Annotated in this window: 22 protein-coding genes; 15 read left to right on the top strand and 7 right to left on the bottom strand. The window is 67.1% G+C overall.

Going from position 1 to position 24,154, the window contains the following annotated elements; genetic code table 11:
* Positions 1 to 61 precede the first annotated feature (61 nt).
* The 4 genes from ON38_RS19590 to ON38_RS19570 all read right to left on the bottom strand — a co-directional run bounded on the left by ON38_RS19590 (position 62) and on the right by ON38_RS19570 (position 3,339).
* Positions 62 to 1,438, bottom strand: a complete 1,377-nt coding sequence (locus tag ON38_RS19590; RefSeq protein WP_039826329.1) for a phosphomannomutase/phosphoglucomutase — start codon at positions 1,436 to 1,438, stop codon at positions 62 to 64.
* 56 nt (positions 1,439 to 1,494) lie between these two features.
* The gene (locus tag ON38_RS19585) at positions 1,495 to 1,869 is read right to left on the bottom strand and encodes a DUF3499 domain-containing protein (protein ID WP_174372439.1); all 375 of its coding nucleotides are present in this window, start codon (positions 1,867 to 1,869) and stop codon (positions 1,495 to 1,497) included.
* Between the two features lie 671 nt (positions 1,870 to 2,540).
* Complete coding sequence (locus tag ON38_RS19575) at positions 2,541 to 3,020, bottom strand: metallopeptidase family protein (protein WP_168165638.1); 480 nt, start codon at positions 3,018 to 3,020, stop codon at positions 2,541 to 2,543.
* Between the two features lie 85 nt (positions 3,021 to 3,105).
* Positions 3,106 to 3,339: a WhiB family transcriptional regulator gene (locus tag ON38_RS19570; RefSeq protein WP_039826355.1), complete on the bottom strand. Its 234-nt coding sequence runs from the start codon at positions 3,337 to 3,339 to the stop codon at positions 3,106 to 3,108.
* A gap of 512 nt (positions 3,340 to 3,851) precedes the next feature.
* Here ON38_RS19570 and cofD point away from each other — a divergent pair.
* The 15 genes from cofD (at position 3,852) to hpf (ending at position 19,582) form a co-directional block, all read left to right on the top strand.
* On the top strand, positions 3,852 to 4,850 hold the full coding sequence (cofD, locus tag ON38_RS19565; RefSeq protein WP_083872852.1) for a 2-phospho-L-lactate transferase: 999 nt from the start codon (positions 3,852 to 3,854) through the stop codon (positions 4,848 to 4,850).
* Positions 4,847 to 6,217 (top strand): coenzyme F420-0:L-glutamate ligase, encoded by a 1,371-nt coding sequence (locus ON38_RS19560; protein WP_051164981.1) that lies wholly within the window; start codon positions 4,847 to 4,849, stop codon positions 6,215 to 6,217. The genes cofD and ON38_RS19560 overlap by 4 nt, the downstream gene beginning before the upstream one ends.
* Positions 6,214 to 6,732 (top strand): NUDIX hydrolase, encoded by a 519-nt coding sequence (locus ON38_RS19555; protein WP_039826326.1) that lies wholly within the window; start codon positions 6,214 to 6,216, stop codon positions 6,730 to 6,732. Before ON38_RS19560 ends, ON38_RS19555 begins: the two co-directional genes overlap by 4 nt.
* Positions 6,733 to 6,981: 249 nt before the next feature.
* Positions 6,982 to 8,214: an alkane 1-monooxygenase gene (locus tag ON38_RS19550; RefSeq protein WP_039826325.1), complete on the top strand. Its 1,233-nt coding sequence runs from the start codon at positions 6,982 to 6,984 to the stop codon at positions 8,212 to 8,214.
* The gene (locus tag ON38_RS35015) at positions 8,211 to 8,396 is read left to right on the top strand and encodes a rubredoxin (RefSeq protein WP_083872850.1); all 186 of its coding nucleotides are present in this window, start codon (positions 8,211 to 8,213) and stop codon (positions 8,394 to 8,396) included. The genes ON38_RS19550 and ON38_RS35015 overlap by 4 nt, the downstream gene beginning before the upstream one ends.
* Positions 8,397 to 8,425: 29 nt before the next feature.
* Entirely contained in the window at positions 8,426 to 8,608 is a 183-nt protein-coding gene (locus ON38_RS19545) for a rubredoxin (RefSeq protein ID WP_039826324.1), read from the top strand.
* A gap of 41 nt (positions 8,609 to 8,649) precedes the next feature.
* On the top strand, positions 8,650 to 9,270 hold the full coding sequence (locus tag ON38_RS19540) for a TetR/AcrR family transcriptional regulator (protein ID WP_039826323.1): 621 nt from the start codon (positions 8,650 to 8,652) through the stop codon (positions 9,268 to 9,270).
* Between the two features lie 221 nt (positions 9,271 to 9,491).
* Complete coding sequence (locus ON38_RS19535) at positions 9,492 to 10,655, top strand: alkane 1-monooxygenase (protein ID WP_039826322.1); 1,164 nt, start codon at positions 9,492 to 9,494, stop codon at positions 10,653 to 10,655.
* Between the two features lie 202 nt (positions 10,656 to 10,857).
* Positions 10,858 to 12,339, top strand: a complete 1,482-nt coding sequence (gene ahcY, locus ON38_RS19530; protein ID WP_039826321.1) for an adenosylhomocysteinase — start codon at positions 10,858 to 10,860, stop codon at positions 12,337 to 12,339.
* A gap of 427 nt (positions 12,340 to 12,766) precedes the next feature.
* On the top strand, positions 12,767 to 13,441 hold the full coding sequence (locus tag ON38_RS19525; protein WP_039826352.1) for a dTMP kinase: 675 nt from the start codon (positions 12,767 to 12,769) through the stop codon (positions 13,439 to 13,441).
* Between the two features lie 79 nt (positions 13,442 to 13,520).
* Positions 13,521 to 14,198, top strand: a complete 678-nt coding sequence (gene mtrA / locus ON38_RS19520; protein WP_033243239.1) for an MtrAB system response regulator MtrA — start codon at positions 13,521 to 13,523, stop codon at positions 14,196 to 14,198.
* A 97-nt stretch (positions 14,199 to 14,295) separates the two neighbouring features.
* The gene (gene mtrB / locus ON38_RS19515) at positions 14,296 to 16,197 is read left to right on the top strand and encodes an MtrAB system histidine kinase MtrB (RefSeq protein WP_039826320.1); all 1,902 of its coding nucleotides are present in this window, start codon (positions 14,296 to 14,298) and stop codon (positions 16,195 to 16,197) included.
* Positions 16,194 to 17,999 (top strand): MtrAB system accessory lipoprotein LpqB, encoded by a 1,806-nt coding sequence (gene lpqB, locus ON38_RS19510; protein WP_039826319.1) that lies wholly within the window; start codon positions 16,194 to 16,196, stop codon positions 17,997 to 17,999. The genes mtrB and lpqB overlap by 4 nt, the downstream gene beginning before the upstream one ends.
* 40 nt (positions 18,000 to 18,039) lie before the next feature.
* Positions 18,040 to 18,672, top strand: a complete 633-nt coding sequence (locus ON38_RS19505) for a ComF family protein (RefSeq protein WP_039826318.1) — start codon at positions 18,040 to 18,042, stop codon at positions 18,670 to 18,672.
* Positions 18,673 to 18,910: 238 nt separating this feature from the next.
* Complete coding sequence (hpf, locus tag ON38_RS19500; protein ID WP_051164984.1) at positions 18,911 to 19,582, top strand: ribosome hibernation-promoting factor, HPF/YfiA family; 672 nt, start codon at positions 18,911 to 18,913, stop codon at positions 19,580 to 19,582.
* 43 nt (positions 19,583 to 19,625) lie between these two features.
* Here hpf and bluB read toward each other — a convergent pair whose 3' ends face one another.
* From bluB to ON38_RS19485, 3 genes are all read right to left on the bottom strand, one after another.
* Entirely contained in the window at positions 19,626 to 20,261 is a 636-nt protein-coding gene (gene bluB / locus ON38_RS19495) for a 5,6-dimethylbenzimidazole synthase (RefSeq protein ID WP_039826315.1), read from the bottom strand.
* 845 nt (positions 20,262 to 21,106) lie between these two features.
* The gene (locus ON38_RS19490; protein WP_039826314.1) at positions 21,107 to 22,363 is read right to left on the bottom strand and encodes a fatty acid desaturase family protein; all 1,257 of its coding nucleotides are present in this window, start codon (positions 22,361 to 22,363) and stop codon (positions 21,107 to 21,109) included.
* 216 nt (positions 22,364 to 22,579) lie between these two features.
* On the bottom strand, positions 22,580 to 23,950 hold the full coding sequence (locus ON38_RS19485) for a fatty acid desaturase family protein (protein ID WP_051164980.1): 1,371 nt from the start codon (positions 23,948 to 23,950) through the stop codon (positions 22,580 to 22,582).
* Between the last annotated feature and the right edge of the window lie 204 nt (positions 23,951 to 24,154).

The following is a 24,154-nucleotide window of genomic DNA, read 5'->3' as shown; positions in this document are numbered from 1 at the left end:
CGCGTTGTGGACACCGGGTCTGAGACGGGCGAATCCACGGTGTGTATTTCCACTATTCCAGTCAGGCGCGGACGATGCGCAGGATCTCGGTCACGAGTGCGTCTACTTCCTCCTGCGACCTGGCTTCGACGTTGAGTCGTAGCAGCGGTTCGGTATTGGAAGCGCGCAGGTTGAACCAGACATGGTCCGGTAGTTGCACGGTGACACCGTCGAGCCGGTCCACCGAGACCGCCCGCCCGGCGAACGCGTCGAGCACGGCGCCGGTCCGCGCGGCCGCGTCGTCGACGGTCGAGTTGATCTCCCCGGAGGCGGCGTAGGCGGTGTAGGAGGACATCAGTTCCGATACGGGCCGCTTGTCCTCACCCAGGGCCGCCAGTACGTGCAGGGCGGCCAGCATGCCGGAATCGGCGCCCCAGAAATCCCGGAAGTAGTAGTGCGCCGAGTGCTCGCCGCCGAATACCGCGCCCGAGCCGGCCATGAGTTGTTTGATGAACGAATGGCCCACCCGCGACCGCACCGGATTACCGCCCAGCTCGGTCACCAGCTCCGGCACCGACCGGGACGTGATCAGATTGTGGATGATGGTGGCGCCCGGCTCCTTGGCGAGCTCCCGTTCGGCGACCAGCGCCGTGATGGCCGACGGTGAGACCGGGTCACCCTGTTCGTCGACCACGAAACAGCGGTCGGCGTCGCCGTCGAAGGCCAGGCCGATATCGGCCCCCGAGTCGCGGACCAGCGCCTGCAGATCCACCAGATTCTTCGGATCGAGCGGATTGGCCTCGTGGTTGGGGAAGCTGCCGTCCAGCTCGAAGTACAGCGGCACGATCGTCACCTGCGGCAGCGCGCCGAGTACGGCGGGTACGGTATGCCCGCCCATCCCGTTTCCGGCGTCCACCGCCACGGTCAGCGGCCGGATGCCGCCCAGATCCACCAGATCGCGCAGGAAGGCGGCGTAATCGTCGAGCAGATCGGTCTCGGTGGCGGTACCGGGTTCGCCGTCGTAACCCGGCACCCCGGCCACCAGCTCCTCGGCGATGGTCGCCAGGCCGGTGTCCTGCCCGACCGGCAGCGCCCGCGGACGGCAGAGCTTGATGCCGTTGTAGCGGGCCGGATTGTGGCTGGCGGTGAACATGGCGCCCGGGCAATCGAGCCGGCCGGAGGCGAAGTACAGCTGATCGGTGGACGCCAGCCCGATATGGACCACGTCCAGGCCCTGCGCGAGCACGCCCTCGGCGAACGCCGCCACCAGCCCGGGAGACGAGGCGCGCATATCGTGTCCCACGACGATGCGCCGTGCCTGCTCACCCCGCATCAACCGGGCGAACGCCGCGCCGGTGTCCCGCACGAAATCGGCGTCGAGTTGGTCGGTGACCACACCACGAATGTCGTAGGCCTTGATCACCGCGTTCACGGACTCGGCAGAGCGGGCGACTGTCATGGCGACTACCCTAGTGCAGCGTCCGTCGGCGCCGGAGCGGTGCTGTCGAACACTGCTCAGCCGGGGGGATCCGGGAGTACCCGGAGATGGCCGCGGCGTCCGGTGCGGGTGGGCCGGGGCGGCGGAGTGTGGTCGCGGTAGCCGCGCTGATCGGGCTCCGGCGGGCGGCGGCGTAGCCCGGCCTCGCGGACGGCCTCGGCGAGCGCGGTCAGATCGTCGTCATCCGGGCTGGTGGAGAAGCCGCCTTCGTGCCGGACCATATCCCAGCCCTTGGGGGCGGTGATCCGGGAGGCATGGGTCCCGCAGAGGTCCCAGGAATGAGGTTCGGCCACCGTCGCCAACGGGCCCACCACGGCGGTGGAGTCCGAGTAGACATAGGTGAGCGTCGCGACGGCCGGATTCTTGCAGCCGGGTCGGCAGCAACGACGCATGGAGATCACGCCGATGAGCGTAACCCGCCGCACCCACCCGAGTGGGGCAGACACGCTCATGGATCTGCCCGCATACGGCGCGTCGCAGTGTGATTCGTGTCTAATTGCCCCGCCTCCGGCGGGGCGGGGTCGAGGCCCCCTCGGTCCCGCCGTTCAGGCCTCGAGACTTGCGATGTGCGGTGGGCCGTCCATAGAGTGCGACCATTGAGCACCTTCGGCCAAGGGCAGGACGGGCCTCGACCCTTTGAGGGCCTCGCTGAACTCGGCACCGAGAAAGCGCTGCTGTTCGTGAAAGCGATCAGACGCCAGGCCGGCCGGGGCGGTCGAGTCGGCATCCGATCCGGACCTCGAGTGCTCACGCAACCACATGTGTCGAGTTTTGCGAGACACCTGAAAGGGTTGAGGCCCGTCTCGCCGTTTCGGCCTCGAAGCGCATGCGCCGAAGGCGCGAGTCTCGAGGCCGAAACGGCGAGACACAAGGGGGCCTCAACCCCGCGCGCGCCAGCGCGCCAAAAACACAGCACCTTCGCGGGTGGGTTCCGTCTTCTCGGCGTTCGCGGGTGAGTCCGCGCCTCCCCACCTTCCCCGGCGAGCCCACCCCTCCCCATCGTGGTTTGGCTCGTTCGGCCGACCGATCCACCCGTACGGAAGGAGGGACCCCGTCGACGACCCTATTCCGGTTCCGGATCTATGACGTCCGGGTCGACACCGAGGTACGTCGCGATCTGCTGGACCAGTACTTCGCGGAGAAGTTCGACCAGGTCGTCCGGATCGCCGGCGCGCAGTTCCAGAGGCTTGCGGAACAGCACCACCCGGGCGCGGATGGGGGTGCCGTGCCGGTCGACGCCGGCTGGGATGAGCCGGGACAGCGGGACCGGGCCGTCGGCGACGACCTCGTCCGGCCAGGTGACCGAGTCCGGGTGCAGCGGGCGGATTTTGGGCACGTCGTCGACGGCGATATCGAGTTTGGTGAGCCGATCGTGCCAGCGGGTGTCCAGGGGTGCGAAGGCCTCCAGCACCAGCCGGTCGAATTTCTGGCCCCGGGTGCGCCAGGCCGGGACGGTCGGCGGCAGCATCGGTCCGCGGACACCGCGGCCGCGACGGCTGACCGACCGGGCGGTCGGGGGTCTGCGGTTGCGGGATCGTGCCATGACCGCCAACGTTAGTCAGTGAGCGCCGACCGCGACGGCCCGCCCCGGCCACATGCTCCGGGGCGCACCGACGCGAGCGGTGTCGTCAGCCGATACCGCGCTTGAGGCGCCGGCGCTCCCGCTCCGACAGGCCGCCCCAGATTCCGAAGCGCTCATCGTGCGCGAGCGCGTATTCCAGGCATTCGTCGCGGACCTCGCACCCCATGCAGATGCGTTTGGCCTCGCGGGTGGAGCCACCCTTCTCCGGGAAGAAGGCCTCCGGGTCTGTCTCCGCGCAGAGTGCGCGTTCTTGCCACTGTTCTTCGATGGAGCCGAACATCTCGTCGAAACCGGTCACGATCAGGCTGAGCCGGGGAGTCGATTCACCCTCGCTCCGATCGAGCCCGGACCAGCCGTTGTCAGCAGCGACGCCTCGTGCTGCGCCTGCTGTGAAATCGGTTCGCGATACACCCACCGGAATGCCGGCCGGGGCCAGATCATCGGCCATCGCTCCGCCTCCTCACTGTGTGTTAGCGCAGAAGAATTCATTTCCGTCGATCAACGCGCATACCGACGGCCAAACTCCGCGACGTTGTCTCGCGGACTTCCCCGAACCTGCCATTCCAATTCGAACATCCGTTCGAGTTTCCGTACGCGCCTTGCACTTCCCGCGCGACCCGGAATGACATGTCTGTGATTAGACACGCCGCCGGTGGCGATGGTCAAGCCACCGTCACTATTCCGTTACTATCCCGCGCGGCATTCCGAGTCGATCTTGTGACCCGAATAGCAAATGAGCGGCAAATATAGCGGAAGACGCACCATTTCTCGCGCGGCATAGTGTGTACAGATGTGACTTCACAACAAGCGGACAGCGCACCCGCCAATGGTCCCCGCATCGTCGTCCTGGTCGGCGGAGTCGGTGGCGCGCGGTTCCTGCTGGGCGTCCGGGAGCTTCTGCCCGAGGCGGAGGTTTCCGCCATCGTCAATGTGGGCGACGATGTCTGGATGCACGGGCTGAGAATCTGTCCCGACCTCGATACCTGCATGTATACGCTCGGTGGCGGAATCGACCCGGAGCGCGGCTGGGGCCGGCTGGGGGAAACGTGGCACGCCAAGGAGGAGCTCGCGAAATATCATGCCCAGCCCGACTGGTTCGGACTGGGGGACCGGGATATCGCGACGCACCTGGTTCGGACCGAAATGCTGCGCGCCGGGTATCCGCTCTCGGCGGTTACCGAGGCTCTCTGCAATCGATGGCAACCGGGTGTGAAACTCGTCCCGGCAACCGACGATCGCTGTGAAACGCATGTTGTTATCAGCGACCCGGAGAGTCCTGGCGAACGCCGCGCGATCCATTTCCAGGAGTGGTGGGTTCGCCACCGCGCCGCCGTCGAAACCCACGGATTCGCCACAATCGGGGCGGATGACGCCAAACCGGCACCGAATGTGACCGAACTCATAGCCGATGCCGATATTGTATTACTCGCTCCCTCGAACCCCGTTGTGAGCGTCGGATCCATCCTCGCCGTGCCCGGAATTCGGGGCGCGCTGCGCACCACGAAGGCCCCGGTGATCGGGGTATCGCCGGTGATCGACGGCAAACCGCTACGCGGTATGGCCGACGAGTGCCTGTCGGTGATCGGTGTGGAGACGACGGCGGAGGCGGTCGGCCGCCACTACGGATCCCGTTCGGCCACAGGGATTCTCGACGGATGGTTGATCCATACGACCGATACCGCCGAGGTACCGGGTGTGCAGGTGCGCAGTGTTCCCCTTTTGATGACCGATCCGCCCACCACCGCCGAAATGGTGCGTGAGGCCCTCGATTTGGCAGGAGTAAAGCCGTGACCAGCGCAAACCCGTTGGCCGAGACAGTGGCCGCGGACCACGCCGCTGCGCAATTGCAGATACTTCCGATCACCGGGCTACCGGAATTCCGCCCCGGCGACGATCTCGCCGAACATATCGCCGCGCGGGCGCCGTGGCTGACCGACGGTGATGTTCTCGTGGTCACCAGCAAGATCGTCGCCAAGGCCGAGGGCCGGATCGTGCCGGCGCCGACCGATCCGGAGGAGCGCGACGCCGCGCGGCGGCGGCTGGTCGAACAGGAGGCGGTGCGGGTGGTGGCGCGCCGCGGCCGGACTCTGATCACCGAGAACCGGCTCGGTATCGTGCAGGCCGCATCCGGTGTGGACGGATCCAATGTGGAAAACGGCGAATTGGTGCTGCTGCCCGCCGACCCCGACGGTAGCGCGAAAGGATTGCGCGCGGCGGTGAACGCGCGACTCGGCGTCGATATCGCGGTGGTCGTCACCGACACCATGGGCCGCGCCTGGCGCAACGGGCAGACCGATGTCGCGATCGGTTCGGCGGGACTGCCGGTGCTGCACGATTACGCGGGGGCTGTCGACGGGCAGGGCAACGAACTGCAGGTCACCCAGGTGGCGATCGCGGACGAGCTGGCCGCCGCCGCCGATCTGGTGAAGGGCAAACTCGGCGGGATCCCGATCGCGGTGGTGCGGGGTCTGTCCGTGGCCGACAATGGCTCCCGCGCAGCGGATCTGGTGCGGCCGGGTACCGACGATCTCTTCTGGCTCGGCACCGCGGAGGCGATCGCGCGCGGACGCGGGGAGGCGGTGCTGATGCGCCGCTCGGTCCGGAGTTTCGCACCCGACCCCGTCGACCCCGAACAGATCCGCGCCGCGGTCGCGGTGGCGCTCACCGCGCCGGCGCCGCATCACACGCGTCCGGTGCGTTTCGTCTGGTTGCGCGACCGGGCCCGGCGGCAGCAACTCCTCGAGACGATGGCCACCAGATGGCGGGCCGATCTCTCGGCGGACGGTCTGGATCCCGAGCGGGTCGAACGGCGGGTGAACCGCGGCCGCATCCTGTTCGACGCCCCCGAGGTGATCATTCCGTTCTGCGTTCCCGACGGCGCCCACGACTACCCGGACGAACGCCGCCGCGCCGCCGAACGCACCATGTTCACCGTCGCGGTCGGAGCCGCCGTCCAGGGACTGCTCGTCGCGCTGGCGACCGAAGGCCTGGGCAGTTGCTGGATCGGGTCGACCATCTTCGCCCCGGACACGACCCGGGAGGTACTCGGCCTGGATGGTGAATGGATCCCGCTGGGCGCCATCGCGATCGGGCATCCCACCGAGGAACTGGGCCCGCGTCCCCCGCGCGACCCGGCCGCGGGCCTGGTGGAACTGTGACCGCCGAATCACTGCACGCGTCGGCGACCGAACTGCTGACCGCCTGGCGGCCGGACTCCGGTGCCGACGCCTCACTGCGGGAGGCGATGCTTGCCTTCCTGGGCTCGGCGCCGCGCGGGTGCCTGCGTGAGCACGCGCCCGGGCATATCACCGCCTCGGCCGTGGTGTTCTCCGACGACGGCCGCGAGGTACTGCTGACCCTGCATCCGCGGGTCGGGCGCTGGATCCAGCTCGGCGGGCACTGCGAGCCCGGTGACGACACCGTGGCCGCCGCCGCGCTGCGCGAGGCCACCGAGGAATCGGGGATTCCCGGGCTGCGGCCGGAGCCCGGTCTCTACGGCGCCCAGGCCCATCCGATCACCTGTTCACTCGGCACCCCGACCCGGCATCTGGACCTGTTGTTCCGGATCACCGCGCCGCCCGGAGCGGTCCCGGTGCGCAGCGCGGAGTCGGCCGATCTGCGGTGGTGGCCGGTCGACGGGCTGCCCGCGGACGCCGACGTGCTGATCCGCTGAGGTGACCGCCGCCCGGCAGATCACGGCCGGGCGGCGGTTCAGTTCGCGGACGGCCTCGGGAACGTGCCGCCGCATAACGGTATGCGTGAACCCGAACCCGTTCTTTACCGAAGTCATAAACGTCTCCGCTTCGGGCCTTCTGCGCGCTTACCGTCAGAGGTGAGTGTGGTGCGCACACCAGGTGCGCCCGGCGTGAGGAAGTCAGACAGCAGGCCGAGCCTGCCCAGCCCAATCAGAAATGAGACGGAGATGTCTGCCGAGCCCTACGAATCCACTCCGCCCGAATCCTGGCGTGACCCCAAACGGTATCTGTGGCTGTGGGGCCTGTTGGCGCCCACCGGGCTGTTCGTCATCGGAATTCCACTGGTCTGGGCCCTTGCCGCCGTGGGTCGTCCCGGTCTGATCCATATCGTGTTCTGGCTCGGACCCATCCTGCTCTATCTGGTCATCCCGATAGCCGATCGGTTGGTCGGGCGGGACGGCTCCAACCCGCCCGATGCGATCGTGGCGGCTCTGGAACAGGACAGGTACTACCGCTACCTCACCTATCTGTATCTGCCGTGCCAGTACGCGACCCTGCTCGCGGGTGCCTACCTGATCACCGCCGACGGCCCGCGGCTGCCGGTGGCGGGCGGACTGCAGCTGATCGACAAGATCGGCCTGGCCGTCACGATGGGGGTGGTCGGCGGAATCGGGATCAATACCGCGCACGAACTCGGGCACAAGAAAGTGGGCCTGGAGCGGCGCCTGTCCCGGATCGCGCTCGCGCAGAGCGCGTACGGTCATTTCTACATCGAACACAATCGCGGCCATCATGTGCGGGTCGCGACCCCCGAGGATCCGGCCAGCGCCCGATTCGGTGAGAGCTTCTGGGCGTTCTTACCCCGATCGGTCCGGGGCGGCGTGCGCTCGGCGTGGGCGCTGGAACGCACCCGGTTGCAGCGGCTCGGGTTCGGTCCGTGGAACCGGCGTAACGATGTGCTGACCGCCTGGCTGCTGACCGTGGTGTTGTTCACCGCGCTGGTCGCGGTGTTCGGGCTCGAACTGCTGCCGTACCTGCTGCTGCAGGCGGTGGTGGGATTCGGCTTGCTGGAGGCGGTGAACTACACCGAGCACTACGGTCTGGCGCGGCAGCGCACTTCCTCCGGGCGCTACGAGCGCCCCACCCCCGAGCACAGCTGGAACAGCGATTTCCTGGTCACCAATATCTTCCTGTACCACCTGCAACGGCACAGCGATCACCACGCGTTCCCGACCCGGCGATACCAGGCCCTGCGCACCTGGCAGCAGGCCCCGGCGCTGCCCGCCGGCTACGCGGGGATGATCACGCTCGCCTACGTGCCGCCGCTGTGGCGGCGGGTGATGGACAAACGGGTGCTCGCGCACTACGGCGGCGATATCACCCGTGCCAATATCCATCCGCCGGTGCGGGACCGGGTGCTCGCGCGGTACGGCGCGGCCACGGTGGAGGCCCCGGAATGAGCGAGTATCGCTGCCCGGTGTGCGACTACGTCTACGATGAGCGCTCGGGCGCCCCGCGTGAGGGCTTCCCACCGGGCACGCCCTGGTCGGAGGTGCCCGACGACTGGTGCTGCCCGGACTGCGCGGTCCGGGAGAAGATCGATTTCGAGCCGTTGCCCGCCCGGCCCTCAGGCCGGCGGTAGCCCGATCGACCGAAAGGCCGGTGAGCTCAGTGACCGATTACAAGCTGTATCAGTGCGCCCAGTGCGGATTCGAATACGACGAGGCGCTGGGGTGGCCGGAGGACGGAATCGCGGCCGGTACCCGTTGGGCGGATATTCCCGAGGACTGGACGTGCCCGGACTGCGGCGCGGCCAAGTCGGATTTCTTCATGATCGAAATCGAGCGAACTTGAAACTTTGACTCACGCGGTGAGTTCGTGCAAGTGTCGCTGATATGCCGAGCACCAGAGCCCGGAACGCCACCCAGGAATCTGCGCGTGAGCTGCTGCGCACAACCGTTCTCGACGCGATGCGAGACCTGCTGGTGCAGCGCGACTGGTCCAAGATCACGCTCACCGATGTGGCGGCCGGCGCCGGGGTGAGCCGCCAGACCCTGTACAACGAATTCGGCTCGCGCTCCGGGCTCGCCGAGGCCTACGCGGTTCGCCTCGCCGACCACCTCGTCGACCACGTGGAAACGGCGCTGGCCGCCAATGTGGGCGATGCCCAGGCGTCCATCCGGGACGGCCTGGCCGGCTACTTCCACGATTCGGCGCAGGACCCGCTCGTGCAGTCGCTGCTGTTGGGCGAGGTGAAGCTCGACCTGCTCCGGCTCATCACCCTCGACGCCGGGACGCTCATCGCCCATGCCACCGAGCGGCTGTCGACGGTGATGCAGCGCAGCTGGATCGCGCTGACCCAGGCCCAAGCCCGCACCTTCGCCCACGCCCTGGTGCGCCTGGCGATCAGCTATATCCCCACCCCGCCGCCGCCCGGTCACGATGCGCCGACCGAACTCGGACGAGTGTTCAGTCCCTACGTCGCCGCCGTGCTCGCCGAACGTGGATTGCGGTGAATTCGCTGAATCGACCTCGACATGACTCGATGCCTCCTGGCCTGCCTATTGGCAGGTAGCGGAGATTGAACCGCACTGCGCGCAGGGGAGGCTGCTGGACCCCGGTACGATACCTGCGTGTAACGGTGCCCACGTTCGCTGCGAACAAGGACGCATCAGTGACACAGGTCGGGTAAATATGTAGGCCGCTGTCGGTCCGGGTTCTCAATAGCGGGGCAAAAGTGCAATTGGTCGGTAAGTCGGCTGGGTCGGCCGATCCCAAACGGCATCTGTGGATTCTCGGACTGATCGCCCCGGCCTGTGCGCTGTTGCCGTCACAGCTGGTGCTGCACACCGGGGTCGAGGTGTTCTGGTGGCTCGGGCCGATCGTGGTGCTGGTGATCATTCCGTTGCTCGATGTGCTCGTCGGTGACGACGGCACCAATCCGCGCGACGAGGACTACGAAGCTCTGTCCAACGATCGCTTCTACCGGTGGTGCACCTACCTCTTCCTGCCTTTCCAGCTGATCGGCCTCACCCTGGCCGGTTACCTGTGGGCCGGTTCCGAGCTGAGCGTCCTCGACAAGATCGGACTCGCCACCACCCTGGGGCTGGTGTCGGGAATCGGTATCAACGCCGCACACGAACTCGGGCACCGGGTGGAACACCTGGAACGCTGGCTGGCCAAGGTCGCCTTGGCGCAATCCGGCTACGGGCATTTCTTCGTCGAACACAACCGTGGCCACCATGCCCGGGTCGCGACCCCCGAGGACCCGGCCAGTGCCCGGCTCGGCGAGAATCTGTGGACCTTCCTGCCGCGCAGTGTGGTCGGTGGATTCCGCTCCGCGATCACCCTCGAACGGGAACGGTTGCAGCGGGCCGGCCGTGGCTGGTGGAGCCCCCGCAACCACATCCTGCAGGCGTGGTCGATGACCGTGGCGCTCTTCGGCGCCCTGATGCTGGTCTTCGGCTGGGAGATCCTGCCGTACCTGCTGTTGCAGGCGGCGCTCGGCGCCGGGCTGCTGGAAACGGTGAACTACATCGAGCACTACGGGCTGCTCCGCGAACGCCGGGCCGACGGCCGCTATCGCCGGTGCACTCCACGCGACAGCTGGAACAGCGACCGGCTGGTCACCAATATCTTCCTTTTCCATCTCCAGCGCCACAGCGACCATCACGCCAACCCGGGGCGCCGGTACCAGACCCTGCGCAGCTCGGAGGAGGCCCCGCAACTGCCCGCCGGCTACGCGGCGATGGTGGTGCTGGCCCTCGTACCGCCGGTGTGGCGGCGCGTGATGGACAAACGGGTCCTGGCCCACTACGACGGCGATATCACCCGCGCCAATCTGTCTCCCGGTCGGCGGCGCCGGCTCCCGGCGGTGACCCAGGGGCCTGTCGCGGCCTGATCACCGGACCCGCCGGGAGCGTTACCGATCGGCTATCGCGCCGACCGGCACACCCGCACCACAGTGCGCGGCCAACCGGCTAGCCTTGCGGTCGAGACCGTGTTTATCGGGCATGAGCGAGGGCCCTGCGTGGTGACGCTCCGCTACCGCCTCCGGGCCTGACTCGCTCATGCCCTAACCGAGAGAAGGCTGATCCACGCTGATGACGACCTCCGAACTGCCTCGAACCTCGCTGAGCACCGATACCCGCAACGGTGTCGAATACAAGGTCGCGGACCTGGCGCTGGCCGATTTCGGCCGCAAGGAGATCCGGCTGGCCGAGCACGAGATGCCCGGATTGATGGCCCTGCGCCGCGAATACGCCGATGTGGCCCCGCTGAAGGGCGCCCGGATCTCCGGTTCGCTGCATATGACGGTGCAGACGGCTGTGCTGATCGAGACCCTCACCGCGCTGGGCGCGCAGGTGCGGTGGGCCTCCTGCAATATCTTCTCCACCCAGGACCACGCGGCCGCGGCCGTGGTGGTGGGCCCGCACGGCACCGTCGACGCGCCGCAGGGCACTCCGGTCTTCGCCTGGAAGGGCGAGACGCTGGAGGAGTACTGGTGGGCGGCCGAGCAGATGCTCACCTGGCCCGGTGAGCCGGCCAATATGATCCTCGACGACGGCGGCGACGCCACCATGCTCGTCCTGCGGGGGGCCCAGTTCGAGAAGGCGGGAGTCGTTCCGCCGGCCGACGAGGAGCATTCCGCCGAGTACACCGTGTTCCTGAACCTGCTGCGTGAGCGGTTCGAGAGCGACAAGGGCAAGTGGAGCGCGATCGCCGAGAGCGTCAAGGGCGTCACCGAGGAGACCACCACCGGCGTCCTGCGGCTCTACCAGTTCGCCGCCGCCGGTGAGCTGTCCTTCCCGGCGATCAATGTCAACGACTCGGTCACCAAGTCGAAGTTCGACAACAAGTACGGCACCCGGCATTCGCTGATCGACGGCATCAACCGTGGCACCGATGTCCTCATCGGCGGCAAGAAGGTGCTGATCTGCGGTTACGGCGATGTGGGCAAGGGCTGTGCGGAATCGCTGGCCGGCCAGGGCGCCCGCGTCCAGGTCACCGAGATCGATCCGATCAATGCACTGCAGGCGCTGATGGACGGCTACGACGTGGTCACCGTCGAACAGGCGATCGCCGACGCCGATATCGTCGTCACCTCCACCGGCAACAAGGACATCATCACCCTCGAGCATATGAAGGCGATGAAGGACCAGGCCATTCTCGGCAATATCGGCCATTTCGACAACGAAATCGATATGGCGGGCCTCGAACGCTCCGGCGCGACGAAGTTGAATATCAAACCTCAGGTCGACCTGTGGACGTTCGGCGATTCCGGTAAGTCCATCATCGTGCTGTCGGAGGGCCGTCTGCTCAACCTCGGCAACGCCACCGGCCACCCTTCGTTCGTGATGAGCAACAGCTTCTCCAACCAGGTGATCGCGCAGATCGAGCTGTGGACCAAGCCGGAGGAGTACGACAACGAGGTCTACCGCCTGCCCAAGGTGCTCGACGAGAAGGTCGCCCGGATCCACGTGGAGGCGCTCGGTGGCACCCTGACCAAGCTCACCAAGGAGCAGGCCGAGTACATCAATGTCGATGTCGAGGGCCCGTTCAAGCCCGAGCACTACCGGTACTGATCGGGTAGTTCATGGGAGGCCGCCGGTGCCGAGAGGCGTCGGCGGCCTGTCCACCGATTCCGGAGTCCACCGGGCTCCGGCAAGGTCGTCGACCTGCACGGGCAGAAATGGAAGATCGTCGGTGTGACCGGTAACGGGCAGGCGTACGTCCTGACCGACGACTACGGCCGGACGCGGCAGGTCTCCTGCGCATACGCACGTAGGTGGTGCCGTCGCGGGGTCGGCGGCCCGGTTTCGGTCCGGCCGTCCGTGCCGCTCCGGCGGGTCTGCGGATGAGTCTCTGTGGATCGTCCGGTTGCGATAGGGCGGTCGCACCCGAACCGGGCGCGAAGTGGCGATCGGCCAGATAGCACTCTTCGTTCGCCGCGGGGCGCGGCCGGGGGAACCGGCGAGGGGAGCCGTGCACGCCGGAGTATCCTCCCTGGATATGGGAGTGTTGATAGCCATCGAGGGCCTCGACGGTGCGGGTAAACGTACGCTGATCGGCAATCTCGTGGGGACACTCGAACAGCGCGGACTCCGGGTGGACACCCTCGCTTTTCCGCGATACGGCCGGTCCGTGCACGCCGACCTGGCCGCCGAAGCCCTGCGCGGCGAACACGGCGATCTGGCCGAGTCGGTGAACGGCATGGCGGCGCTGTTCGCGCTGGACCGGGCCGGGGCTGCCGACGAACTGGCAAAACTCCTCGCCGGCAACGATGTGGTCCTGCTGGACCGTTATGTGGCTTCCAACGCCGCCTACAACGCCGCGCGGCTGTGCCAATCCGCGGACGGGGAAATTGTGCGCTGGGTCGGAGAATTGGAATTCGGCCGTTTCGAGCTTCCGGTGCCGCGGGTGCAGGTGCTCCTCGATGTACCGACGGAAGTGGCGGCGCTGCGCGCCCGCCGGCGGGGCGAGCTCGACGAGTCCCGTGCGCTCGACGCCTATGAACGCGACGGCGGATTACAGGAACGTACCGCCGAGGTGTACCGTGATCTTGCTCGGCGTGATTGGTATGGAACCTGGTGGGTTTTCCGATCCACCGAAGAAGACGGTTCCGGCCGGCTCGCCGGGGAAATGAACTCATTGGCCGCGCGGCTCGCCGCATTGGTCGCGAATTAGTGTTGGATATCCGGCGGGAACGCGCCACTGTGTGGCGTGGCGGCCCGTTACGAGCGCGGGAGATGACAACATAGTAACTATGAAGCCGAAGATTCTGGTCGTCGACGACGATATGGCGCTCGCGGAGATGCTCACCATCGTCCTGCGGGGCGAGGGTTTCGATCCGCACGTGGTCGGCGACGGCACCCAGGCCCTGTCGGCAGTTCGTGAGATCCGGCCCGATCTGGTGCTGCTCGATCTCATGCTGCCGGGGATGAACGGCATCGACGTGTGCCGGGTGCTGCGCGCCGACTCGGGTGTGCCGATCGTGATGCTCACCGCCAAGACGGACACCGTCGATGTGGTGCTCGGCCTCGAATCCGGCGCCGACGACTACATCGTCAAACCGTTCAAGCCGAAGGAACTGGTGGCCCGGGTCCGGGCGCGGCTGCGCCGCACCGAGGAAGAACCGGCCGAGCTGCTCAACATCGCCGATATCGTGATCGACGTGCCGGCGCACAAGGTCACCCGCGAAGGTGCGCAGATCTCGCTCACGCCGCTGGAATTCGACCTGCTGGTGGCGCTGGCCCGCAAACCCCGCCAGGTGTTCACCCGCGAGGTGCTGCTGGAGCAGGTCTGGGGTTACCGGCACGCCGCCGACACCCGCCTGGTGAACGTCCATGTGCAGCGACTACGAGCGAAGGTCGAGAAAGATCCGGAGAACCCCGAGATCGTACTGACCGTCCGCGGTGTGGGGTACAAGGCCGGTCCGCCGTGATCCGGCTCGCGTTCCCGGGTCCGGAGGCGCTACCTTGCGTGACCACGTAGGGTCGGACGCCGGTCGGAAAGTCGGACAGAACGGGCGTCTCGCCGATGTGCGGGAAGCGTTGGCCCCGGTCAACGAATGGTTTCAGCACGTCGGTAGATCACTGGGCCTACTGTGGCGGCGGTCGCTGCAGTTGCGCGTCATCGTATCGACGCTCACGCTGTCGCTGATCGTCATCACGGTGCTGGGCGTCGTGCTGACCAGCCAGATCACCGACCGGCTGCTCGATGCGAAGATCAATGCCGGGGTCGAGGAGATGGACCGCGTCCGCAACACGGTGGAGACCCAGCTGACGGGGGTCCACGACCTCACCAGCCAGCAGCAGCGGCTGACCGATGCCCGGGACTCGCTGTCCAACCGGCGCGATTCGAACCGGACCGGTGGCGCGGCGGGCAGTTTCGATTCGGCGCTGAGCATGATCGGCGGGACGCCGCAACAGGTGATCACCGCCGGGCCCATCAAAGAGGTGCCCGACGCGCTGCGCCGGTTCGTCCAGCGCAACCAGGTCAGCTACCAGTTCGCGACGGTCGCCGATCCGGACGGTTACCACGGCCGCGCGCTCATCATCGGCAGCCCCAGCGCCGAGGTGCCCACGCTGGAGATCTACCTGATCTTCCCGCTGGGCAACGAGGAACGCAGTCTGGCGCTGATGCGCGGAACCATGCTGGTCGGCGGTGTGGTGCTGCTGATCCTGCTGGCCGCCATCACGGCGCTGGTGACCCGGCAGGTGGTACTGCCCATCCGGTCGGCCGCCCGGATCGCCGGCCGGTTCGCCGACGGCCGGCTCAAGGAACGCATGCTGGTGCGCGGCGACGACGATATCGCCCGGCTGGCGAAAGCCTTCAACGAAATGGCCGAGAGCCTGTCCAACCAGATCAACCAGCTGGAGGAGTTCGGCAATCTGCAACGGCGTTTCACCTCCGACGTCAGCCACGAGTTGCGTACGCCGCTGACCACGGTGCGGATGGCCGCCGATCTCATCCACGGCAGCAGCGACGATCTGGATCCCGCGCTGGCCCGCAGCGCCGAACTGCTGGTCACCGAACTGGACCGGTTCGAAGGCCTGCTCAACGATCTGCTGGAGATCTCGCGCCACGACGCCGGTGTCGCCGAACTCCAGGTGGAATCGCTGGATGTGCGGATGTGCGTCCGCGCGGCCATCTCCACGGTGCGGCATCTGGCCCGCGACGCCGGAATCGAGGTGGTGATCGATCTGCCCGAGGAGCCGGTGGTCGCCGAGGTCGATCCGCGCCGGGTGGAACGGGTACTGCGCAATCTGCTCGCCAATGCGATCGACCACAGTGAGGGCAAACCCGTCCTGATCCGGATGCGCGGCGACACCGAAGCCAATGCCCTCGCCGTGGTGGTGCGGGACCAGGGTGTCGGTCTGCGGCCGGGGGAGGAGAAACTGGTGTTCAGCAGGTTCTGGCGTTCCGACCCGTCGCGTATGCGCCGGTCCGGTGGGACCGGGCTCGGTTTGTCGATCAGCGTCGAGGACGCCAACCTGCACGACGGCAAACTCGAGGCCTGGGGACGACCCGGGGTCGGCGCGAGTTTCCGGCTGACGCTCCCGCTGATCCGCGGCCAGAAGCTGGGCAAGAGCCCGCTGCCGTTGGAACCCGGTATGCGCCGGGCGCCGCGGCGGCCGCACGCCGACAGCGACCGGGCCGGCGGCGAACGGGTGGAACTCGGTCCGCCGGTCACCGACACCGAACCGTGGGCGCCGCTGCCCACAGAGTCCGCCGAGCCGGCTACCGGCACTGCGGAACCGGAGGCGTCGACGCCGGAAAACCCGGCGCCGGGAGAGCCCGCGACCGGGACGCAGGCCGCCGGTCCGGACTCGGGGGCCGCGGCCGAACCTGCACCCGAACCCGGCGATATCGCGAACCCGGGACCGTCCGGCCCGCCCGGCGACTCGGTGCCCACCGACCGCGGGGACAAGAAGTCATGAGTGCGCGCAGGCGGTGGTTCCGGCGGTTGCTGGTGGCGGCGGCGGTGATCGGCCTGGCCGCCACGGGCGGTTGTGCGAATCTGCCCGATTCCTCGCAGCCCCAGGCCCTCGGCACGATCAATCAGGAACCCATCGCCGAGGGGCCCCCGCTTCCCACCAAGGATCGGGATCCGGATCTGTTGCTGCGCGATTTCCTGCAGGCCACCGCCGACCCCGCCGACGGTCACCTCGCCGCTCGTCAGTACATGACCCCCGCCGCGTCGACCCAGTGGAACGACACCGACTCGACCGTGATCGTGGAGCGGGCGGACACCCTGCGCGAATCGCGGACCGAGAACGAGGCCACCTACGTGCTGCGCGCGCGCAAGGTCGGCGAGCTCTCCGCGGACGGGTCGTACCACACGGTGGACGGAACCATCGAGAACAAGATCGAGATGACCAAAGTCGACGGCCAATGGCGTATCGACGAACTGCCCGACGGCGTGGTGATGGAGTACAGCGCCTTCACCCAGTCCTACCGCCGGCATGCCCTGTACTTCGTCACCGCCGACGGTCAGCATGTGGCGCCGGATCTGCGCTGGGTGGCGGGACGTCCGGACCAGCTCGCACAGCAACTGGTGACCATGCTGATCGCGGGTCCGCAGCCCTATATCGCTCCGGTCGTACGCAATTACCTGGCCCCGCCGGTCGCGGTACGCGGGGCCGTCACCAAGGCCAACGGGGACCCGGTCGGGGTCGGCGTGGGCCTTGGTGGGGTGCGGATCGACTTCACCGGGATAGGTGAGCCGAGTCCGCGCGACCGCGAATTGTTCGCGGCCCAGGTGGTCCTCACCCTCGCGGGCGCCGATGTGCTCGGCCCCTACATGCTGCTCGACGACGGCCGGCCGCTGGACGAGCGGTTCGCCGGGAACGGCTGGTCGGTCGACGATCTGGGACCGATCGCCGATTCCGTGCAGCCGGACGCCCTGATCGGGCTGCACGCGCTGCGGGACGGCAAGCTGGTCAAGGTCGAGGACAATCGCGCCCCGGCTCCCGCCCCGGGTTACTTCGGCGAGGTGCAGAACCTGCAATCGGTGGGTCTGTCGCCGGACGGGAAACTGGTGGCCGCCGTCGCCGACGCGGGTCGTCAGCCGCCGCAGCCGCAGCGCACGCTGATGGTGGGCAGTTACGGGGGCAACGCGTTCCCGGTCGCGGAGGGCGGGACCATCACCCGCCCGTCCTGGACCGCCGACGGCAGCGCGGCCTGGGCGGTCATCGACGGAAACCGGGTGATCCGCGCGGTCACCAACCGGGATACCGGCACTGTCTCGGTCCAGGAGGTGGACACCGCCCAGCTTTTCGCCCCGGATTCCGGGCCGACCTTCGAACTGCCCATCACCGAACTGCGGATCTCGCGCAACGGGGTCGGCGCGGTGCTGATCGCCGATGGCAAGGTGTATGTCGCCATGGTGCTGCGCCGGCCCGACGGTACCTTTGCGCTCACCTCACCGCGGCAGATCGCCATGGAACTCAGTGCCGCCGCGACCTCGGTCGACTGGTTCAGCGACGATACGGTCATCCTGGCCACCGCGGGCAATGTGGATCCGGTACGGACGGTGAAGATCGACGGCTCCGGCATGGCTTCGCTGGGTGGCCGCAACCTCACTCCGCCGGTCCGCCAGGTCACCGCTTCCATCGAGCGCCAGTACGTGGCCGATTCACGCGCGGTACTGGAACTCACCCGGACCCCCGAGGGCGGCGACCCCTACTGGCGAGAGGTTCCCGGGCTCGGCGCGGACGCCGTACCGGTGCTACCCGGCTGATTCCGATCGCCGTGTCGGTGCCCCCCGGCACACTCCGCTCATGCGGATACTGCTCGATCTGGTCGTACCGCCGGAATGCGGCGGCTGCCGCCGGCCCGGCACATCGTGGTGTGCCGAGTGCGCGCGCAGCGTCTCCGGCCCGCCCCTGCGGGTGTATCCGCGCGCGGATCCAGGGGTGCCGTGCTGGGCGTCGAGCCGCTACCACGGCCCGGCGCGGCAGGCCGTACTGGCGGCCAAGGAACGCAACCGGCGTGATCTCGCCGGGCCGCTGGGACACGCCCTCGCCGCCGGACTCGCCGAGTTGCGGGCCCCGGATCGGCCCCTGATACTTGTACCCTCGCCGAGCCGGCGGGCCGCGGCGCGGCGGCGTGGTGGCGACCCGGTACTGCGGTGCGCGCGGATCGCGGCCCGATCGCTGGGCAGTTGCCAGGTTCTGTCATGTCTGCGAGTCTGGTGGGGAGTCCGCGATTCGGCAGGTTTGTCGGCGCGCGAGCGCGACCGCAATCTACGCGGCCGGGTCAGCGCTGCGCCGCTGCCGTCCTACGTGGCGAACGCGCAGGTCGTCTTGGTCGACGACGTGTTGACGACAGGCGCCACGGTATGCGCGTGCGCCCGGGCCCTCGTTGCCGCAGGAACACGCCTGGATGGCGTATTCGTGACGTGCGCTGGGTGAATCCGGGAAATTTGCGTGAACAGTGGCGAACCTCCGATCCGCGTACTAGCGTCGCGTGCACACACCCGATCCGGGAGTTTGGAGGTGGGCCTCGTACATCACGTGCCGGCCGACTTGATCCGACATGGCCGGCACCGTTTCATCCCGCCGCATGCGACGACAAGTGTGCGGCCGAATCCGGGAGGTACGCGTGACGACTACTTCACGACCTTCAGCACAGGACACAGCCCAGACGCAGCTGGACGACCGGCTCGACCGCCCACGGGACACCCGGTCGGATATCGTCGTCAAGGGCCGCAATGTCGAGGTTCCCGACCATTTCCGAATCTATGTGTCGGAGAAGCTGTCCCGGCTGGAACGCTTCGATCCATCGATCTTCCTCTTCGACGTGGAACTCTTCCACGAGCGCAACCGTCGTCAACGCAAGGCCTGCCAGCGGGTGGAGATCACCGCGCGCGGCAAGGGCCCGATCGTCCGCGCCGAGGCCTGCGCGGACAGTTTCTACGCCGCATTCGAGGCCGTGACCGCCAAACTGGAGAGCCGGCTGCGCCGCACCAAGGATCGCCGCCGTGTCCACTACGGCGAGAAGACTCCGGTCTCGGTACACGACGCCACCGCCGACCTGGCCGAAGAGCCGCTACTCGGCGACCTCTCCGGAATTCCGCACGATCACTCCCCGCACAGCCGGAAGCGGTCCGATTTCGCGGCCGATTACCCCGAATACGAGGGCCCCGGGCATATCGTGCGGACCAAGGTGCACTCCGCGATACCGATGACAGTCGACGATGCCCTCTACCAGATGGAGTTGGTGGGCCACGATTTCTTCCTGTTCCAGGACAAGGAAACCGATCGGCCGTCGGTGGTCTATCGCCGGCACGCATTCGACTACGGCCTCATAAGGCTCGCCTAGCCGGCACTGCAGCCGACCGGTCCGCACGATGGGCCGGTCGGCTTTATCGTTGCCGGTTCGCGGAGGTGTACCGCTCCTGATGCACCGCGGCATTCAGCGGTCGCCGGTCGCGCCAGCCGAAACGTTCCAGATCGGGAACATCCTGTAATCCGGTGACCGGCCCGATACAGAGCCAGGCAATTGGTCGGACCCCCGCGGGCAGGCCGATCAGCCCGGCGAGAAACGGTTCCTCATAGAAGGACACCCAGCCGACTCCGACCTGTTCGGCGGTGGCGGCCAGCCAGAGATTCTGGATCGCGAGAACCGTGGAATACACCCCGGTTTCGGGAACCGTCGCCCGGCCCAGCACCTGCGGACCGCCCCGCGCATCATCGTGGACCACCACGATGCCGGTGCCGCTCTCGGTGATTCCCTCGATCTTGATCGGTGCGAAGGTGCAGGCCCGTTCGGCGGGCAGCGATCGTGCGAAATCCAGCCGTCGCTGCGCCACATGCGCCGCGAAGGTCCGCAGCGTCGCCGGGTCACGAACGACAACGAAATCCCAGGGCTGCGAATTACCGACACTCGGCGCGCAGTGCGCCGCCCCGAGAATTCGCCAGAGCGTGAGGTCGTCGATGGGCTCGCCGGTGAATTCCGCCCGCACATCCCGGCGGGTTCGGATGGCCTCGTACACGCTCATCTCCGCTGCACACACGGGGCCATTGTTCTTGCCCGGTTCCCGGTCGGGCCGGCCGGGGCTGTGTTTATTGGCGGCGCCTTCGGCGCCGCGGGGTCGAGGCCCCCTTGGTCCCGCCGTTCAGGCCTCGAGACTTGCGCCTTCGGCGCGGGCGCTTTCGAGGCCTGAACGGCGGGACGGGCCTCGACCCTTTCAGGGCCTCGCTGAACTCGGCGCTGAGGGGAAGGAGTGTCTGCGGTGGTCGGGATCGGCTGGAGCCGTGGGAGCGTGGCCCGGTCGGTGGTGGGTGCGCCGGGTGCGGCGGGATCGCAGGGGCGAAGCTCGGACTCGTGATCCTGCCCGTTCATGTCTGGAGACTCGCGGCTTCGCCGCATGTGATGTGCGGTGGGCTGTCTATGGAGTGCGACCGTTGAGCACCTTCGGTCAAGGTGCGGGAGGGGACTCGACCCTCTGTGGGTCTCGCTGGAACTCGGCGACGAATGGGTTGTCCGCGGTGATCGGGGCTCGCTGGGGCCGTGGGAGCGTGGCCCGGTCGGTGGTGGGTGGGCCGGGTGCGGCGGGATCGCGGGGTGGAAGCTCGGGCCCGTGATCCCGCCGTTCAGGCTTCGAGACTCGCGGCTTCGCCGCATGTGCTGTGCGGTGGGCCGCCAAGAGGGTGTGGCCCCTCGAGCACCTTCGACCACGGGGCGGGACGGCCTCCACCTACTCGGCGCCGAGTAGGTGCGCGGTTGTCCGCGGTGAGCGGAACCCGCTGGAGCCATGAGAGCGCTGCCAGGTCGGTGGTGGGTGGGCCGGATGCGGCGGGATCGCAGGGTCGAAGCTCGTTCCTGCGATCCCGCCGCGGTGACTCAGCCCGCCAGGGCGACCGAGCGGCGGCGGAGTCGGCGGCGGCCTTCGGCGATTGCCGTCCGCAGTCCCCGGCGCTTTCCGGTGATCGGATCGAACGTGGAAACCGCCTGGCCGTTGAATTTCCGCTCCGAGGCCGTTTCGGGGGCGTCGTCGGCGGTGTGGCGGAGGTATTTGTTGGGCAGCGACAGTTTCAGGATGGTGCGCCAGGCCTTGAAGTACTGCACCGGCAGCGAGCCGGTGGTGTACGGCAGGTCGTATTTGTCGCACAGCTCGCGCACCCGGACCGCGACCTCGGCATAGCGGTTACTGGGCAGATCGGGGAAGAGGTGGTGTTCGATCTGGTGGCTGAGGTTGCCGGTCATGAAGTGCATGAGCTTGCCACCGGAAATATTGGCGCTGCCCAGCATCTGCCGCAGGTACCACTGGGCCTGGGATTCGTTGTCGATATCGGCTTTGGTGAACTTCTCGGCGCCGTCGGGGAAGTGGCCGCAGAAGATCACCGCGTTGGACCAGACATTGCGGATCACGTTCGCGGTGAGATTGGCGGTGAGGGTGTGGAAGAACGAGGGTCCGGTCAGCAGCGGATAGACGACGTAGTCCTTCACCGCCTGCTTCTTGACCTTGGCCACGACCTCCTCGACCTTACGGTCGAATTCCGCCCTTTCCGGGGTGCCGGGCTTGAACTTTCCGGCCGCCAGTTTCCCGAGTTCCAGGTGCTGGATCGCGACGCCGTATTCGAACAGCGACTGCAGTACCAGGTTGTAGACCGGGTTACCGATGTTGAACGGCTTCCAGCGCTGATCGCGCGTTACCCGGAGCAGGCCGTAGCCGATATCGTCGTCCATTCCCAGGACGTTGGTGTACTTGTGGTGCAGGTAGTTGTGGGTGTGCTTCCAGTGTTTGGACGGGCCCGCGTTGTCCCATTCCCAGTGGGTGGAGTGGATCTCCGGATCGTTCATCCAGTCCCACTGACCGTGCATCACATTGTGCCCGATCTCCATGTTCTCGATGATCTTGGCGGTGCCCAGCAACGCCACGCCGGCCAGCCAGGCCGGGGGCAGGAAACTGGCGAACAGAACCGTCCGGCCGCTGATCTCGAGTGCGCGCTGCAACCTGATGACATTGCGAATGTATCGGGCATCGCGCTCGCCCCGCGTCGATTCGATGTCCCGGCGAATCGCGTCGAACTCTGCTCCGAGAGCCTCCACGTCCGCCTCGGTGAGATGCGCGTATTCCTTGACATCCGAGATAGCCATGGCGGCTACCCTACCGTAAGTTACGACACCGTAGGTTTGGAGATTTACGTAAAAAATGTGGCGTGCGCCCTATTGCGTGTCCCAAAGGCGAATGATAGGCGCGACGAAACAGCGCGATCGTGTGTCACACTCGGGCCTCGGTGGGAATGATCGCCTCCGGCGGCGGTCCCGTTACACCCCAACTCGATTACTTTTCTCCGGAATCGGACCGCCCGCTCAGGCCGAGTACGAACGCTGCGATTTGCGTAGCGCGTGCCGGGCCCGCCGGAGCAGATCCTTCTCCTGCTGCGCCTTGGCGCGCAGGGTGCGCTCGGCGTTGCGCAGCATTTCCTTCTCCTGCTCGGCTTTCGCGCGCAGCGCGATTTTCGCCTCGTGCAACGCCCAGCGCAGGCCGCGGCGCTTTCCGGTCGCCGGGTCGATACTCCACGGCCGGTTCTCCGGCTCCGCGTGCGAGGTGACCCCGGCGAACTTGCGTTCGGAGGAGGTCTCCGGCGCATCATCGGCGGTGCGCCGCAGGAATCGGTCGGGCAGGGCGAGCTTGTGAATGGTGCGGAAGGCCAGCAGATATTGCTTGCTCAGGGATCCCGTTGTGTACGGCAGGTCGTATTTGTCGCAGAGCTCGCGGACTCGCCGGGCAATCTGCGGATAACGGTTGCTCGGTAGATCGGGGAACATGTGATGTTCGATCTGATGGCTCAGATGTCCGCTCATGAAACCCATCACCGGGCCGGCGGTGAAGTTCGCGCTTCCCAGCATCTGCCGGAGATACCATTCCCCGCTGGTCTCGGTCGTCAGCTGGTCGGGAGAGAACTTCTCCGCACCGTCCGGAAAGTGCCCGCAGAAGATCACTACGTTCGACCACACATTGCGGATCAGGTTCGCGGTGATGTTCGCCGCGAGTGTGTACTTGAAATTCTTGCCGGTCAGCGCCGGATAGATCAGGAAGTCCTTGCTCAGCTGGCGCGACGCCTTGCGGAGGAACTCGATGTTGTGCCGGGACGAGTCCCAGAGGCGAACCTCCGCGTGATCACGCTGGATCTTCCAATCGTGCAGGGCGATGCCCCAGTCGAACATCGAGGCCAGCAGAAGATAGGACACCGGCTGCGCCAGATGGATCGGTCGCCATTGGTTGTCCCTGGTCATCCGCAGGAAATTGAAGCCGAGATCCTCGTCCATGCCGAGGATATTGGTGTAGGTGTGGTGTGTGTAGTTGTGCGCGGTCTGCCACTGCGCCGAAGGGCCCGTCATATCCCATTCCCAGGTGGTGGAATGGATCTCCGGGTCGTTCATCCAGTCCCATTGCCCGTGGCTGATGTTGTGACCGAGCTCCATGTTCTCGACGATCTTGGCCAGCGAGAGAAGGGCCGTCCCGGACAGCCAGGCCCAACGGTTCCGGCTGCCGACCAGCACCAGGCGGCCGGCGATCTCCAGTACGCGCTGTGCGGCGATGGTCCGCCGGATGTACCGGGCATCCCGTTCACCCAGGGACTGCTCGACCTCCCGGCGGAGCGTGTCGAGCTCCTGCCCGAGGGCCTCGACATCCTCGGCCGTGAGGTGGGCATAGGCTCTGATGTCGGTGATTGCCACCGGCGTCCCTTCTGTAGGCGCTGTCTGCGAAGACGGGAGCGGACCGGGCGGTGCTTCCGCCTTCGCTCCGGCCGTGCGGGTTCATATACTGCACATCACCCGCACGCCCGGTTTGTGTTGACCCTGGGTCGGAAATAAAACGGGTTTCCGTGATCTCCCCGGATCCGGGAAATGACCTGCGGTCCACCCCGAGCGTACCTGTCG

Source organism: Nocardia testacea NBRC 100365 (genome assembly GCF_000308775.1).
Lineage (GTDB): Bacteria > Actinomycetota > Actinomycetes > Mycobacteriales > Mycobacteriaceae > Nocardia > Nocardia testacea.
This window is presented reverse-complemented; position numbering and strand designations above follow the sequence as displayed.

Excerpts from the sequence above, each read along its gene's own strand:
- ON38_RS19540 (WP_039826323.1), top strand. The coding sequence starts at position 8,650 with ATGCCGAGCACCAGAGCCCGGAACGCCACCCAGGAATCTGCGCGTGAG.
- mtrA (WP_033243239.1), top strand. The coding sequence starts at position 13,521 with ATGAAGCCGAAGATTCTGGTCGTCGACGACGATATGGCGCTCGCGGAG.
- ON38_RS19505 (WP_039826318.1), top strand. The coding sequence starts at position 18,040 with ATGCGGATACTGCTCGATCTGGTCGTACCGCCGGAATGCGGCGGCTGC.
- ON38_RS19490 (WP_039826314.1), bottom strand. The coding sequence starts at position 22,363 with ATGGCTATCTCGGATGTCAAGGAATACGCGCATCTCACCGAGGCGGAC.
- ahcY (WP_039826321.1), top strand. The coding sequence starts at position 10,858 with ATGACGACCTCCGAACTGCCTCGAACCTCGCTGAGCACCGATACCCGC.
- ON38_RS19570 (WP_039826355.1), bottom strand. The coding sequence starts at position 3,339 with ATGTTCGGCTCCATCGAAGAACAGTGGCAAGAACGCGCACTCTGCGCG.
- ON38_RS19575 (WP_168165638.1), bottom strand. The coding sequence starts at position 3,020 with ATGGCACGATCCCGCAACCGCAGACCCCCGACCGCCCGGTCGGTCAGC.
- ON38_RS35015 (WP_083872850.1), top strand. The coding sequence starts at position 8,211 with ATGAGCGAGTATCGCTGCCCGGTGTGCGACTACGTCTACGATGAGCGC.
- ON38_RS19590 (WP_039826329.1), bottom strand. The coding sequence starts at position 1,438 with ATGACAGTCGCCCGCTCTGCCGAGTCCGTGAACGCGGTGATCAAGGCC.
- lpqB (WP_039826319.1), top strand. The coding sequence starts at position 16,194 with ATGAGTGCGCGCAGGCGGTGGTTCCGGCGGTTGCTGGTGGCGGCGGCG.
- ON38_RS19585 (WP_174372439.1), bottom strand. The coding sequence starts at position 1,869 with ATGCGTCGTTGCTGCCGACCCGGCTGCAAGAATCCGGCCGTCGCGACG.
- ON38_RS19550 (WP_039826325.1), top strand. The coding sequence starts at position 6,982 with ATGTCTGCCGAGCCCTACGAATCCACTCCGCCCGAATCCTGGCGTGAC.
- ON38_RS19525 (WP_039826352.1), top strand. The coding sequence starts at position 12,767 with ATGGGAGTGTTGATAGCCATCGAGGGCCTCGACGGTGCGGGTAAACGT.
- bluB (WP_039826315.1), bottom strand. The coding sequence starts at position 20,261 with ATGAGCGTGTACGAGGCCATCCGAACCCGCCGGGATGTGCGGGCGGAA.